The sequence below is a fragment of the Emcibacter sp. genome, assembly GCF_963675455.1.
In the GTDB taxonomy this organism is placed as follows: domain Bacteria; phylum Pseudomonadota; class Alphaproteobacteria; order Sphingomonadales; family Emcibacteraceae; genus Emcibacter.
The window spans coordinates 2,707,264-2,721,522 of the sequence record NZ_OY776217.1 but is presented as its reverse complement, the minus strand read 5'-3'; the positions used below and the strand labels follow the sequence as shown (position 1 = coordinate 2,721,522).

Annotated in this window: 10 protein-coding genes; 5 read left to right on the top strand and 5 right to left on the bottom strand. The window is 51.6% G+C overall.

The annotated features are described in order from the left end of the window. Positions 1-48: 48 nt before the first annotated feature. The gene (locus ACORNT_RS12575) at positions 49-1,539 is read left to right on the top strand and encodes a leucyl aminopeptidase (RefSeq protein ID WP_321391328.1); all 1,491 of its coding nucleotides are present in this window, start codon (positions 49-51) and stop codon (positions 1,537-1,539) included. Beyond that, positions 1,539-1,991, top strand: coding sequence for a DNA polymerase III subunit chi (locus ACORNT_RS12570; protein ID WP_321391326.1), 453 nt, complete (start codon positions 1,539-1,541; stop codon positions 1,989-1,991). Before ACORNT_RS12575 ends, ACORNT_RS12570 begins: the two co-directional genes overlap by 1 nt. Position 1,992: 1 nt before the next feature. Here the strand turns inward: ACORNT_RS12570 and ACORNT_RS12565 are convergent, their stop codons facing one another. Together ACORNT_RS12565 and ACORNT_RS12560 are read right to left on the bottom strand one after the other, a co-directional pair. After that, entirely contained in the window at positions 1,993-2,247 is a 255-nt protein-coding gene (locus ACORNT_RS12565; RefSeq protein ID WP_321391323.1) for a hypothetical protein, read from the bottom strand. 139 nt (positions 2,248-2,386) lie between these two features. Continuing rightward, positions 2,387-4,264 (bottom strand): ABC-F family ATP-binding cassette domain-containing protein, encoded by a 1,878-nt coding sequence (locus tag ACORNT_RS12560; protein WP_321391321.1) that lies wholly within the window; start codon positions 4,262-4,264, stop codon positions 2,387-2,389. Positions 4,265-4,406: 142 nt separating this feature from the next. On the opposite strand from ACORNT_RS12560, the gene ndk reads away from it, so the two are divergent. Then, entirely contained in the window at positions 4,407-4,829 is a 423-nt protein-coding gene (gene ndk, locus ACORNT_RS12555) for a nucleoside-diphosphate kinase (protein ID WP_321391318.1), read from the top strand. Positions 4,830-4,891: 62 nt separating this feature from the next. On the opposite strand, the gene ACORNT_RS12550 is transcribed toward ndk, so the two are convergent. From ACORNT_RS12550 to ACORNT_RS12540, 3 genes are all read right to left on the bottom strand, one after another. Then, on the bottom strand, positions 4,892-5,641 hold the full coding sequence (locus tag ACORNT_RS12550) for a DsbA family protein (protein ID WP_321391316.1): 750 nt from the start codon (positions 5,639-5,641) through the stop codon (positions 4,892-4,894). A gap of 13 nt (positions 5,642-5,654) precedes the next feature. Next, positions 5,655-7,124 carry a M48 family metalloprotease gene (locus ACORNT_RS12545; RefSeq protein ID WP_321391313.1) on the bottom strand — a complete coding sequence of 490 codons (1,470 nt, stop codon included), beginning with the start codon at positions 7,122-7,124 and terminating at the stop codon, positions 5,655-5,657. Between the two features lie 137 nt (positions 7,125-7,261). Then, complete coding sequence (locus tag ACORNT_RS12540; protein ID WP_321391310.1) at positions 7,262-9,895, bottom strand: Rne/Rng family ribonuclease; 2,634 nt, start codon at positions 9,893-9,895, stop codon at positions 7,262-7,264. Between the two features lie 685 nt (positions 9,896-10,580). Between ACORNT_RS12540 and ACORNT_RS12535 the strand changes: the two genes are divergently transcribed. Both ACORNT_RS12535 and ACORNT_RS12530 read left to right on the top strand, forming a co-directional pair. Continuing rightward, positions 10,581-11,696, top strand: coding sequence for an N-acetylmuramoyl-L-alanine amidase (locus ACORNT_RS12535; RefSeq protein WP_321391307.1), 1,116 nt, complete (start codon positions 10,581-10,583; stop codon positions 11,694-11,696). Between the two features lie 115 nt (positions 11,697-11,811). Continuing rightward, a complete protein-coding gene (locus ACORNT_RS12530) occupies positions 11,812-14,259 on the top strand; it encodes a penicillin-binding protein 1A (RefSeq protein ID WP_321391304.1) in 2,448 nt (815 codons plus the stop codon).

The window sequence follows — 14,259 nt, the reverse complement described above, 5'->3', positions numbered from 1 at the left end:
CTTTTAGATGAATATTTTAGAAGTGACCTAGACATAATTGAGGCAAAGATGAAAATAAATTTCCTGAAAACCGATCTTCCCGCAAAAGGCAATTTGGTAACCTTCGCCTACAATGACTGCAGACTTTCCTCTTTTGCCAGAAAAGTTGACAAGGAAATGGGCGGTCAGTTGTCCCGGGCCCTGGGTGCTGCCAGGTTCAAAGGGAAATTTGGAGAGTTTTTGGCCGTTCCCGCACCGGCGGGCCTGGAGGTGCGGAATGTCTATGTCATGGGTCTCGGAAACGCTGATGATCTGAATGATCTCAAAATGCAGCAGGCCGGCGGTAAAATTATTGCCCGGCTCATGTCCTGCGGCGAGGAAGAAATCTCCGTTGCCGCCGAGGCACTGAAAAAAGCAGACATGAGCGCCGAGGAAGTGGCCGCGAATGTTGCTTTTGGCGCCAGACTCCGCCGCTATCGCTTTGATAAATACAGGACAAAGGAACCGGAAGACAAGAAGCCAACCGTGATCCTTTTCAATGTGTTATGTTCGGCACCGTCCAGGGCGGAAACTGTTTTCGGACCTTTGGACAAGGTGGCTGACGGTGTGCTTTTTGCCCGTGACCTTGTTACCGAACCAGGTAATGTGATCTACCCAGAAAGTTATGTGGAACATATCAGGGAACTTTCTGATCTTGGCGTTGATGTGGAAGTGCTTGGCGAAGACGAAATGGAAGAACTCGGCATGGGGGCCCTGCTTGGGGTCGGGCAGGGCAGTGCCAGTGAATCCCATCTGGTCATTATGCGCTGGAATGGTCTCGACAAGAAAAAAGCACCTCTTGCCTTTATCGGCAAAGGCGTGACCTTTGACACCGGCGGGATCAGCCTGAAACCGGGGGCCGGAATGGAAGATATGAAATTTGACATGGGCGGTTCCGCCGCCGTCGTCGGATTAATGAAAGCCCTTGCCGGCCGCAAGGCGAAGGCGAATGTCATTGGTGTTGTCGGTCTGGTTGAAAACATGCCCTCCGGAACGGCCCAGCGGCCTGGTGACGTTGTGACCAGCATGTCCGGCCAAACCATAGAAGTGATCAATACCGATGCCGAAGGGCGTCTGGTTCTTTGCGATGCGCTGTGGTACACACAGGACAGGTTCAAACCCAAATTCATGATTGACCTGGCTACCCTGACCGGCGCCATGATGGTTGCTCTCGGCCAGGAATATGCGGGTATTTTTTCCAACGATGACAAGATCTCCGAGCAGCTCTTCAAGGCCGGCGAAGAAGTCGGGGAAGCTGTCTGGCGCATGCCGATTGGTCCCGCCTACGACGAACTGATCAATTCTGATATTGCAGACATGAAAAACATGGGCAACAAATATGCCGGAAGTATCACCGCAGCGCAGTTCCTGCAGCGCTTTGTCAATGATGTTCCCTGGGTCCATATCGATATTGCCGGCACTGCCTGGAAACAGACCCCGTCTGATTTGGCTGACAAGGGTGCAACCGGTTACGGGGTCAGGCTGCTTGACCGGTTTATACAGGAAAACTACGAAGACTGATGAGCGATATCAGCTTCTATCACCTGCAGCGCCAAACCCTGCTCGAAGCCCTGCCGAAACTTCTGGATAAGGTTCTGGAGCGGGGGCACCGGGCTGTTGTCATGACAGGAAGCCGGGAGAGTATGGAAGAACTGGATCAGGCCCTCTGGACTTATGATCCGGCAAGCTTTCTTCCCCATGGTTGCAAAGGCAGCAAGTGGGCGGGAAGTCAGCCCGTTTATATTACAACGGAAAATGACAATCCCAATGATGCGGATATTCTTGTTCTGGCGGATGGCAGGAGCCTGGAGGATTTATCGGCATATGCCAGAATTCTCGAAATGTTTGACGGAACAAACCCTGATATGCTGCAGGCTGCTCGCAATCGTTGGACAACTTATAAAGCTGCAGGTCATACGTTGACCTACTGGCAACAGACAGATTCCGGCGGGTGGTCCCGGAAAGACAGCTGATCTATACCCTGACCCCGGTCGGTCTCACAAACTCGAATTCCTTCACTTCAATGATCTGGCTGACCACGAACCCCTTGCGGGAAGGATATTTCTTTTCGATCTGGCTGAGAGCTTCTTCAGCTGTACTGCATTCGAAGGTAAAGAAGTTCAAATCTGCCCAGGAAGTGTCAAAGCTGGGATGAACGCGACCTTTCCTTTCATAGTCACGCACCTGCTGGTTGTAGAGCGAAACTTCAAATCTTTTTAACGCTGTCAAGCCGTCCTGCTGCATTACTTTCACCACATATATAAAGTTACTTGTTCCATACCCTTGCTTGTAACTTAACGTCTTTACATACATGTATATCTATGGGAGGTAAAATCAGCGTTAATATTCATGTAAAAATTTAACTACTTTATGCACGCTTGAGATGTTTCTCCAGTTTTTCGCTGATTTCAACCCAGTCAGCTTCTTTATCTTCCAGCTGTTGCGACAGATCGGCTCTTTCCTGGGTAAATTTCTTCAGGGCGGCCCTCGACTTGGGATCGTCGTGATCATAAAGCTTTGGATTTTTCAGCGCCCGGTCATATTTGGCGATTTCCTGCTCAAGGGTTTCAATGTTCCGTTCCAGTTTTGCCGCCTGTTTTTCAAGTTTTTCCAACTCGACCTGATGATTGTCTGACTGAATGGGTTGATTGGTCTTTTTTGATTTTTCCGGTTTGCTGCCGGCGCGTTGGCGCAGGATGAATTTCCGGTAGTCTTCCATATCGCCTTCGTAAGGTGTCACAGTTCCGTCGTGGACAAGCCACAGGCGGTCGGCACAGGCTTCGATCAGGTGCCTGTCGTGGCTGATCATGATAACGGCGCCTTCATAGCCGTTGATGGCATGAACCAGCGCTTCACGACTTTCCACATCAAGGTGGTTTGTCGGCTCGTCAAGGATCAGGATGTGCGGGGCGCGAAGGCTCATGATACAAAATAACAAGCGGGCTTTTTCACCGCCGGAGAGATTTTCCACCACGGTTTCCGCCTTGTCGGCGCCAAAGCTGAAACTTCCCAGTTTGGCTCTGACCTTGCTCTGCGCTATATCCGGCATGCGCTCTGTCAGATGGCTGAGCGGGGTACCTTTGGGATTAAGCTCATCCAGCTGATGCTGGGCAAAATAACCGACTTCCAGTTTGCCGGATTTTTTCAATTCCCCGTTCATGAGCTCGAGCCGGCCGGCAACCAGTTTTGCGAATGTGGATTTACCATTGCCATTCTGACCCAGAAGGGCGATGCGGTCATCCATATCCATGCGCAGGTTCAGGCGGCTCAGAACCGGGCTATCTGTATTGTATCCCACTTCGCCATTTTCGACCGTCAACAGGGGAGGTGCCAAGGGAGCGGGATTGGGAAATTCGAATGAAAATCCCCTTTCCTCGATAATTGACTCGAGTGGGCCCATTTTTTCCAGCATCTTGACCCGGCTCTGTGCCTGTTTGGCCTTGCTGGCCTTGGCCTTGAAACGATCGATAAAGCTTTGCAGGTGTTTTCTGGCAGCTTCCTGCTTGACGATATCAGCCTGTTTCAGGGCCAGTTGCTCGCGTCTTAATTTCTCGAAATTGTCGTAGCCGCCTGTGTATAGCTTCAGCTTGTGCTGATCAAGATGGAGTATGGCGGACACGGAACTGTTGAGCAGGTCCCGGTCATGGCTCACGATAATTACGGTAAAGGGGTAGGTGCGAATGAAATTTTCAAGCCACATGACACCTTCAAGGTCCAGATAGTTGGTCGGTTCGTCAAGCAGCAACAGGTCCGGGCGGGTAAACAGGGTACAGGCCAGGGCAACACGCATGCGCCAGCCGCCGGAAAAGGACGAACAGGGACGTGCCTGGGCCTCATCGTCGAAACCAAGACCGGCCAGGATGCTGGCGGCGCGGGAAACCGCGGTATGGGCATCGATGTCTGCCAGGCGGTTATGTATTTCGGCAATCTTGTGCGGATCGGTTTCCGTCTTGGCCTGCGTTTCAAGGGACTGTAATTCCTGATCAGCCTCCAGAACCGTCTCCAGCAGGCTTTCAGGCCCGCCCGGTGCCTCCTGGGCCACCTGACCCAGTCGAACCCTGTTCTGTATCTGTATACGGCCGCTGTCCACTTCAAGCGCACCGGATATCAGTCGAAGGAGGGTTGACTTGCCGGCGCCATTGCGTCCGACAATCCCCACCTTATGGCCGGCCGGGATGCGGGCCGAGGCACCGTCCAATAGTAATTTCCCGCCAACACGGTAACTGACTTCCTGAATTTGTAACATATTTTCTTTCCGGTTAATTGGACTACAGGATTTAACAGGATTTCTTAAAAGTGCAACGGATCATTTCTACTGTTGCACAAAGTTGCGGAACACACTATAAACCGCCGCAAACTGCTGTTAAATTAACTCAAGGACTATAAATATGGCTATCCAACGCACCTTTTCCATCATCAAACCAGATGCCACCAAACGCAACCTGACCGGTGCTGTGACTAAAAAGCTTGAAGACGGCGGCCTTCGTGTTGTCGCTTCCAAGCGCATCCGCATGACCAAAGAACAGGCTGAAGGTTTTTACGCCGTTCACAAGGAACGTCCTTTCTTTGGCGAACTGGTGGAGTTCATGATGTCAGAACCGGTTGTTGTTCAGGTTCTGGAAGGTGAAGATGCCGTGGCCCGCAACCGCGAGATCATGGGTGCAACTAACCCTGAAGAAGCTGCCCCCGGAACCATCCGCAAGGAATACGCCCTGTCCATCGGCGAAAATTCCGTTCACGGTTCAGATTCCCAGGAAAATGCTGAAATCGAGATCAAATTCTTCTTCAACGATGATGAAATCGTCGGCTGATCAGGAAACACGTCTGATGTTGAAAAGGCTCCGTTTTATACGGAGCCTTTTTTATTGGGTGGTTATTCTTCTCTCGCCCGGGCGTCTGCCACAGCCTGCTTCAGGGTTGGCAGGCGGTAACCGCCGACCAGGATATTGTCTCCGATGATAAAGCTGGGAGTGCCGGTTATATTCAGGCGTTCTCCGAGGGCGGAATTTTCCTGAAGGGTTCTTTCGATCAGAGGATCGAGCATATCTATGGCGAGTTTCTGTTCGTCAATGCCCAGACCTGCGGCAATTTTGAAGATCAGTTTTTCAGTCAACGGTTTGCTGTTTTCCAGCAGCGCCCGGTGAAGTTCCAGATATTTGCCCTGGCGTTTGGCGGCAAGGACGGCTTTGGCAGCGGTAACCGAACTTTCCGCCAGTATAGGATATTCCTTGTAAATGACCCGCAGGTCAGGATCCTGCTTTTTCAGATTTTCGATGGTGGCGTAGCTGCTCTTGCAAACACTACAGTTATAGTCAAGAAACTCGACCACAGTCACATCACCGTCGGGATTGCCGTCTATATAGCTCACACCGTCTTGATAAATCGGGACATGCAGCTGTTTGAGAACCTCTGAAGTATGCCTTTGCTGAAGAATACCTATCGCTTCAGGAATAATATCAGGATTATCAAGAATATACTGACGGATCAGGCTGTTGATTTCCTTTTTCTGTGCCGGTGAAAAAGAGCCGTCTTCAGAGATGGCAGAAGAACTGAAGAGCAGCGATGTGGTTATAATAATATAGCTGCCGGCAAGCCGGCAGAGTCTGGGAAATCTGTAATTCATTGTTTTTTCCTGATTAATATCCTTTGAGCAAGGCACTTCTGGCAGAAGTCTGCCTGAACTGATTATCCTGATCCGGTTTATCTTCGGGGAGAGGAGGGAGTTTCTTCTGAGCCTCATCGCTGAGATTTGACTGGGTGATGACAAGTATGTCCTGTGCCCTGATCCATTCACTGGAGTTCTTTGGCAGGCTATCCATGGCAAATTTGGCATTTACCATTGCGCCGCGAACATCACCGGCCAGAAGAAACCGTTCGGCCGTCGCATATCTGGTCATGGCCTCATTACCTTTGCGATGATAGGCGACGGAGGCCTGGAGCCAGGCAAAATAGTTATTGGGATCTCTTGCCAGGGCAAATTCCAGACTTTCCAGCGCCTCACTAACCAGGCTGTCATCTTCTGTCCCTAACAGGGCCTGGGCAAAAGTGACCCGGATCAGGGCATTGTTCGGCAGATATTTTACCGCCAGTCGGTAAGCATCGGAGGCTTCCCTGACAAATCCGTTCTCAAAAAGAATTTGCCCTTTGGTTTCATGGAAGTAGGGGTCTTTGGGATATGCCTCGATCAGCGAGTTGATCTCGCCAATGGCTTCCCGGACCTGGTGCAGCTTGTGATAGGCGAAGGCCCTGGCATATTTGGCAAAGACGCTCTGGTCCGACAGCGGATATTTGTTCAGGGTTGTTTGACCCGGCTTCAGATAGCCAAATAGTTTGGCCTGCATGCGGCGGAACTTGTATTCCGCGACAGGATCCGGTGGCGCCTTGTACCAGGGCGAGGAGGTGACCCGTTGCTGCAGTTTTGAAATCCGCTCGATACTGACCGGATGGGTGCGGGCGTAGGGGTCCTGCTGATAGGAACTCAGCAGCTCCTGGTCGCCAAGATAGTCAAGAAATGTAATAAGGCCTTCACCGCTCTGGTGTGTCTTTTCCAGTATGGTCAGGCCGGCCTGGTCGGCAGCGGATTCCTGGGTCCTGCTGTACTTTAGGTAGCTTCTCTGCCCAAGGTGCTGTCCTCCCATCATCAGGGCCATGCCGGCATCTCCTGAACCTGCCGCAATTGCGGCAGCTCCGAGAATAGTGCCGAGGATGGTCATTGCCGTGGCGCCTTTGAGGCCGTCTGAAAAGCGAGAAATATGGCCGCCGGTAATATGCCCGGTTTCGTGGGCAATGACGCCAACCAGTTGGTTATAGTCGGTTGCCTCGATAATCAGGCCGGTATGGATGAAAATATTCTGTCCGCCGGCCACGAATGCATTGAGCGTATTGTCATTTACAAGATAGGTATCAACCGAATCCGGGGTTAGTTCCGCCGCTTCAAAAAGGGGCTCTGAAAAATCCCGGATCGTCTTTTCAATTTCCGCGTCCCGGAGGATTGACAAACCGCCGCCGCGCTGGGCATGGGCAACGGAACTCAGGACCATACTGATTGGGAGTATGACAGAGAGGATTCTGGAAAACCCGGATTTTGCCGATATGAAAGACATCATCGTAAAGGTATGGTTCCTCCGGAATTACGTCAAATAAAAACTCACCACACCCCCGTACATCATAGACCAGGATGTAGACAAAAAATAAGGCCCAATCATGACTGGGCCTTATTTATATTGTGACTTTACGACGTTAATCAATCACCAAAGGTTCTTTGCCACCAACCTTTTTTTGTACTTTTGTCATCACCTCTGGCGGCATCCTGATCTTTTTTCTCAGGCTTGCTGCCGACTTCGATGACATTGACAAAGGGAGAGGGCGCAGGTGCGGCCTTGGTCTCAACTTTTTTCTCCGGCGCCGGAGCCGGCTTAACAACTTCCTTCTGCTTCGGGGCCGGTTCGCGGGCCTCCGGAGTTTCGGTTTTTATTTCCTGCGTTGCTTCCGCAGCTTCCGCTTTGGGTTTGCGGGTACGGCGTCTTTTCGGTTTCTCAGTTGTTTCACCCTCCGCGACTGTTGCTTGAGGAATTTCTGGAGAAGCCTCCGGAGCAGTCTGTGCAGTAACTTCCACACCGGTTTCCGGTTTCCGGGTCCTGCGGCGCCGCGGTTTTTTCGGTGCTTCGCCGGTTTCTGTCGCTTCTACAGGCGCCTGAACATCAGCAGGCGTTTCTGTCACCTCTGACACCTCGGAAGGTGTCTCGTCGGTTGTTGAACCTTCCTGCTGGTCAGTTCTGTCACGACGGTTTCTGCGACGGGGACGACGACGACGGGTAGAGGTTTTTTTCTCGCCATCTTCAGTTTCTGAACTTTCTGAGCCTTCCGGTTCAGTCACTTCTCTGGCTTCAGTTTCAGAATCCCCCGTTTCCATTTCAGGTGTTTCACCTTCATCGGCACGTGGCTTCCTGCGACGGCGACGGCGTTTGCGTTTGGGCTTTTCACGATCTTCATCATCGGCGTGGGTATGGGCCGGGGCAGGGGCAGGGGAAACATCATCTTCAGTCACATCAACCAGAGTGGATATATCACCACCGAGCTGGAGACTGTTTTTTGATTCAGTTTTAAGTTTCTGTCCTTCGGTCCGGTCCATCCGGTACCCGTTTTCGGTCAGGCTTTCATCAATAGAAATCCCGACGCTGAAGCCGTGTCTCTGTTCCAGATCCATCAACTGCTGCCGTTTCTGGTTCAGGATATAGATTGCCACATTTGCCGGCAGGTAAAGAACAATATTACTTGTTCTTTTGCGTATTCCTTCTTCCTCAATGACACGCAGGATATGCAGCGACTGAGATTCAACGGACCGGATGACGCCTGTTCCGTCACAATGCGGACAGGTCCGGGTGCTCGATTCCAAAACCCCGGCGCGAAGGCGCTGCCGTGACATTTCCATCAGGCCAAAGGTGCTGATTTTTCCGACCTGAATACGGGCCCGGTCAGACTTCAGGCAATCTTTTATCTTGCGTTCGACAGACCGGATATTACCGCGATCTTCCATGTCGATAAAGTCGATAACGATCAGCCCGGCCATATCCCGCAATTTCAGCTGGCGGGCAATTTCTTCCGCAGCTTCCATGTTGGTTTTATAGGCTGTTTCCTCGATATTGTGTTCTTTGGTCGCCTTGCCGGAGTTCACATCGATGGAGACCAGTGCCTCAGTCGGGTTGATGACGATATAACCGCCGGAACGCAGCTGAACGGAAGGGTTATACATGGAGTCCAGATGGCTCTCCACCTGGAATCTTTGCAGAAGCGGGATCTCATCCTGGTAATGCTGAACCTTCTTGGCGTGGCTCGGCATCAAAAGTTTCATGTAGGTTTTTGCAGTTTTGTAGCCTTCCTCGCCCTCGACAAAAATCTCATCGATTTCGCGGGTGTAAAGGTCACGAATACTGCGTTTGATCAGATTGCCTTCTTCATAGATGAGGGCCGGCGCGATTGACTTGAGGGTCAGTTCGCGGATTTTCTCCCACATGCGGTTCAGGTAATCGTAATCCCGTTTGACTTCCAGTTTGGTCCGGCTGGCGCCGGCCGTACGGATGATACAGGCCATGCCCTGAGGCATGTTAAGGCCGGAAAGAATGGTTTTAAGGCGTTTACGGTCCTGGCCGCTGGAAATCTTGCGGCTCACGCCGCCGCCATGCAGCGTATTCGGCATCAGCACGCAATAACGGCCGGGCAGGGACAGATAGGTGGTCAGGGCAGCACCCTTGTTACCGCGTTCTTCCTTGACGACCTGAACCAGGATGATCTGGCGTTTTTTAATGACTTCCTGAATTTTATACTTGTGGCGAAGACGCTTTGCCATACGCAGCCTTATTCTGGCTTCTTCCTCTTCATCATCGGCATGAAGGGATTCAACATCTTCGTCTGAGATATCTTCACCATTTCCGTTTTCTGCGGAGCCATCGGATGATTTATCCTGTTCTGCGGTTTCGTCAGCCAAAGCTGACTCTTCAGAGAATTCGGCTTCTTCTTCCGGAATATTGTCAGGCTGTGTATCAGCAGGAATTTCCCCGGCGGGGGCTTCTTCTTCAAGAATATCGACGTTGGCGGCCGCTTCCTGTGCGATCAGGGCTTCCCGATCAGCAACGGGGATCTGGTAATAGTCAGGATGAATCTCGCTGAAGGCCAGGAATCCATGACGGTTTCCCCCGTAATCAACGAAGGCGGCCTGCAGGGAAGGTTCTACCCTGGTTACCTTGGCGAGATAGATATTTCCTTTGAGGGGTTTCTTGGAAGTTGACTCATAGTCGAATTCCTCTACACGGTTCCCACGAACGACGGCTACACGAGTCTCTTCCTCGTGCGATGCGTCGATGAGCATACGAATTGCCATTTAAATATTCTCCACAACAAGGATCGCTCAAACGCACAGGCACTCGGGGCGCCTGCGGGCGAGCTGATCTTTGCTTTAAAAGGTTTGGTTGTTTGGATGATAGAGAACCCATCAACTTACCCAGCGCGACAGGATTACCCCGGCTGGCAAAAGTACGTTGACAGTTAATTGCCGGAACGTCCTCTGGGAATTGATGAGTTTTGAATTTCATATTCGGTTACTTTAATTATTATTTTTATTTTCCAACGAAAATAAAGAGCCCCGGTTATCGGGAAAAAGAAACACAGTCACCTGAAATTTCTTTTTTGTAAGACGCTTGGATCGACATTCAGCAGGGAGGCTTTGCCTTCATTCTGTCCGCAGACCAGTTCGTCAAAAAACTTGCCAACCTTCAGCCCGGCATTTCCATAATTAACTAAACGGCTTACGGAAATTGGACTTCCAGTATTCGCATAACATAAGCCGACACTTCTGCCGATACAATAGATAAAGTGATATTTATACATAAAAGATGAAAAAACCTTTAGATGAAGTCCGATTTATATTAAAAATAATTTTCAGGCCAGATTGGGACCAGTAAGGAATGATGATTACAAGCAACTCTGCATCGAAGGCGTTACTGCTCTTTTCCCTGATTTTTTCATATGTTGTCAGCGCATCATGTGGCTTTTCAGCAGTTCCCGAAGTGACCGCCGCAAGAATTGGCGTTGATAAACATCGCACCCGATTTGTTCTTGAATTGAGTGACAAGGTGGAATTTTCCATTTTTACCCTTGCAGATCCCAACCGGATTGTTATCGACATTGCCGAGGTCGACTGGAAAATCGGTCCCGGCGGCGCCGAGGGCGACGGCTTCATCGAGCGGTATCGTTATGGTCTGTTCAAGCCCGGCACATCACGCATCGTTCTTGATCTGAAATATCCGGTCAAGGTTGATAAATCCTTCTTTCTTCCGCCCAAGAAAAACTATCCCTACAGGTTTGTGCTTGATCTCAAGAAAACTTCCCAGACGGATTTTGCCGGCAACATTCGCAAGCCGCGCAAGATGACCCTTGCCTCACGGCCGCCGGAGCCGGTCGTGGAAAGCACCCGTTCGGGACGGACGAAAAAGCTGATTGTCCTGGATCCCGGCCACGGGGGACATGACCCCGGTAATCTGGGCAAAAACGGCTCTTCTGCATTCCCTGAAAAAACCGTTGCCCTGACGGCGGCGCAAACCATCAAGCGCGAGCTTGAAAGGACCGGGCGTTATGAAGTAATTCTGACCCGCAGCCGGGATATCTATGTGAAGCACCGGGCTCGAAGCGGGGTAGCGCATTCCCACCAGGCTGACCTGTTTATCTCTGTCCATTGCGATTCAATTGCCGACAGCCGGGTGCGGGGCGCGACTGTCTATACCCTGTCCGAAAAGGCATCGGACCGGGAAGCCGCAGCACTGGCCGCCCGGGAAAATAAATCGGACATCATTGCCGGTATGGATCTGGAGGCGGAACCGGACGAAGTCCAGGGCATCCTGATTGAGCTTCTGCAGCGGGAAACGATGAATTTATCAAGCAGTTTCGCAACAGAACTGGTTGGTCAGTTGAAAAGCTCAACCCTGCTCAGAACCCGGCCGCACAGAACGGCAAACCTTCTGGTCCTTAAAGGTCTCGATGTGCCTTCGGTTCTGCTTGAACTGGGCTATCTCACCAACAAGACAGATGCGGCTCTCTTGATGCAGAAAGAAACCCAGCAGAAAATCGGCCGGTCCATCGTCAGGGCGGTCGACCATTATTTCCAGAAGAATTTTGCTTCAAATTGAAGATAATCTTTGGTCAAAATAAAGAAATGGGCCATATAGATGACACATTGAGCATCTATGAAGATGCGATTATTTGCAGGGTTTAGGTATAGTTTTTCACCAATTGTCAGGCCATATGTCAAAACGGACAAAAATCTGGATAAACATTCTTGGGGCAGCCACAGTTGTGGTTCTGGTCGGTTTTGTCTGTGCCGTGGGCGGGATACTCTATCTTCTTAATTCCTATGGCCGGGACCTGCCCAATTATCACCAACTGGCAGACTATGAACCACCGGTGGTCAGCCGCATTTATGCAGGTGATGGTAGCCTGCTGTCCGAATATGCCCGGCAAAAGCGCCTGTTTGTGCCGATTTCCGCCATTCCCAAACCCCTGATTCATGCGTTTCTGGCAGCCGAGGATAAATCTTTTTATACCCATGGCGGCGTTGACTACACGGGTGTCCTGCGGGCGGTGCTGGTCAATGTCAAGAATAGCTTCAGCGGCCGCCGCCCGGTCGGGGCCTCGACCATTACCCAGCAGGTGGCGAAAAACTTCCTGCTGTCCGGTGTGGTCAGCTATGAACGAAAAATCAAGGAAGCGATCCTTGCCTACCGCATAGAACAGGCGTTTACCAAGGACGAGATCCTGGAACTGTACCTGAATGAAATCTATCTCGGTTCCGGATCATACGGTGTGGCTGCAGCCAGCCTTTATTATTTCAACAAGTCGCTCGATGAACTCACGCTGGAAGAAATCGCCTATCTGGCGGCGCTGCCCAAGGCCCCGAACAATTATCATCCCGTGCGCAAATATGACGCGGCAGTCGGCCGGCGAAACTGGGTTCTTGGCCGTATGGCAGAAGAAGGCTATATCTCTGACGCCGATGCAGAAACCGCCCGTCAGGTGCCTCTGGTGACCCGGAAGCCCGAAAGGGCCAACATTTTCAAGGCCGAGTATTTTACCGAGGAAGTGCGTCGGGAACTCAAGGTCCTTTACGGTGATGATGAACTATACGGGGGCGGACTGTTTGTTCGCACAACCCTCTCGCCGCGGCTTCAGGCCATTGCCGAGCGGGAGCTGAAAAACGGCCTGGTCACTTATGATCGTCGACATGGTTACAAGGGCCCGGTAACAAGATTATCGCGCGAGGAAGACTGGCTGAAGGCGCTGGCGGATATGGATATACCGCTGGGCATGGACAGCTGGCAGCTTGCCGTGGTCCGGGATGTTCAGGATCAACGGGCTTCGATCCTGACAAGGGATGGAACCCTCGGGCAAATTCCTCTTGATGAAGTCAAATGGGCGCGCAAATGGCTGAAGGGCGAGTATCTTGGAGCTGCCATAAAGGCTGTCGGAGAAGTCTTGTCTGTCGGTGACGTGATTATTGTCGAAGATCTGGGAGATACTGACAATTCACAGGTCGAACCGGAATTTTCTGTTTTCGGTCTGCGCCAGATACCCGAAATCAACGGCGGCATCGTGGCCATGGATCCTCACACCGGTCGCGTACTCGCCATGTCCGGTGGCTTTGATTACAATCTGAGCGAATATAACCGCGCCACACAGGCCAAAAGACAGCCCGGCAGTGCGTTCAAACCTTTTGTCTACGCCGTAGCGCTGGAAAAAGGTTTCACGCCTTCCAGCCTCATCCTTGATGCTCCCTTTGTGATGGAACAGGGATTTGGGCTCGGCAAATGGAAACCCAAGAACTCCAGCGATAAATTCTATGGGCCAAGTACCCTGCGGCTCGGTCTGGAAAAATCCCGAAACCTGATGACCGTCCGTCTGGCCCAGTATATCAAGATGGACGGCATTGTGGATATCGCGGATCGCATGGGAATTACCCGCAACCTGCCGCGCCTCCTGTCCATGTCACTTGGGGCAGGGGATACCACCCTGATGAACCTGACGGCGGCTTACGGCATGATTGTCAATGGCGGCAAGAAAATCTCTCCCACTCTGGTTGACCGTATTCAGGACCGTTACGGGGAAACCATATTCCGGCACGACCAGCGTGTCTGCGAAAACTGTCAGGTCGGCGAATGGCAATATCAGGAGGAACCAAAACTTCCGGATGAACGCAAACGGGTGCTTGATGAAGTCACAGCCTATCAGCTTGTGTCCATGATGGAAGGCGTAGTGCAGCGGGGGACCGGCGTGCGGATTCGTGTGCTGGGCAAACCGCTTGCCGGCAAAACCGGAACGTCCAATGACAGCTTTGATACCTGGTTTGTCGGCTTTTCACCAGACCTGGTGGTCGGGGTATTTGCCGGATTTGACACACCGCGTTCTCTGGGGAACCGGGAAGAGGGTTCCAGCGTGGCGGTACCAATCTTCCGCGATTTTATGAAAGACGCCCTGAAGAACGAACCCTCCATTCCGTTCCGTATCCCGCCGGGTGTGCGGCTTGTTCGGGTCAATCCGAAAACCGGTCAGATCGCCCAGGCCGGTGAGAAAAACACAATTCTGGAGGCTTTCCGCCAGGGTACTTTTCCGACAAAAACCGCAGATGTACTTGACGGATTTAATTCCCTGGTGCAAACAGGGACGAAAGTTCGCACCGGTACCGGTGGAATCTATTAA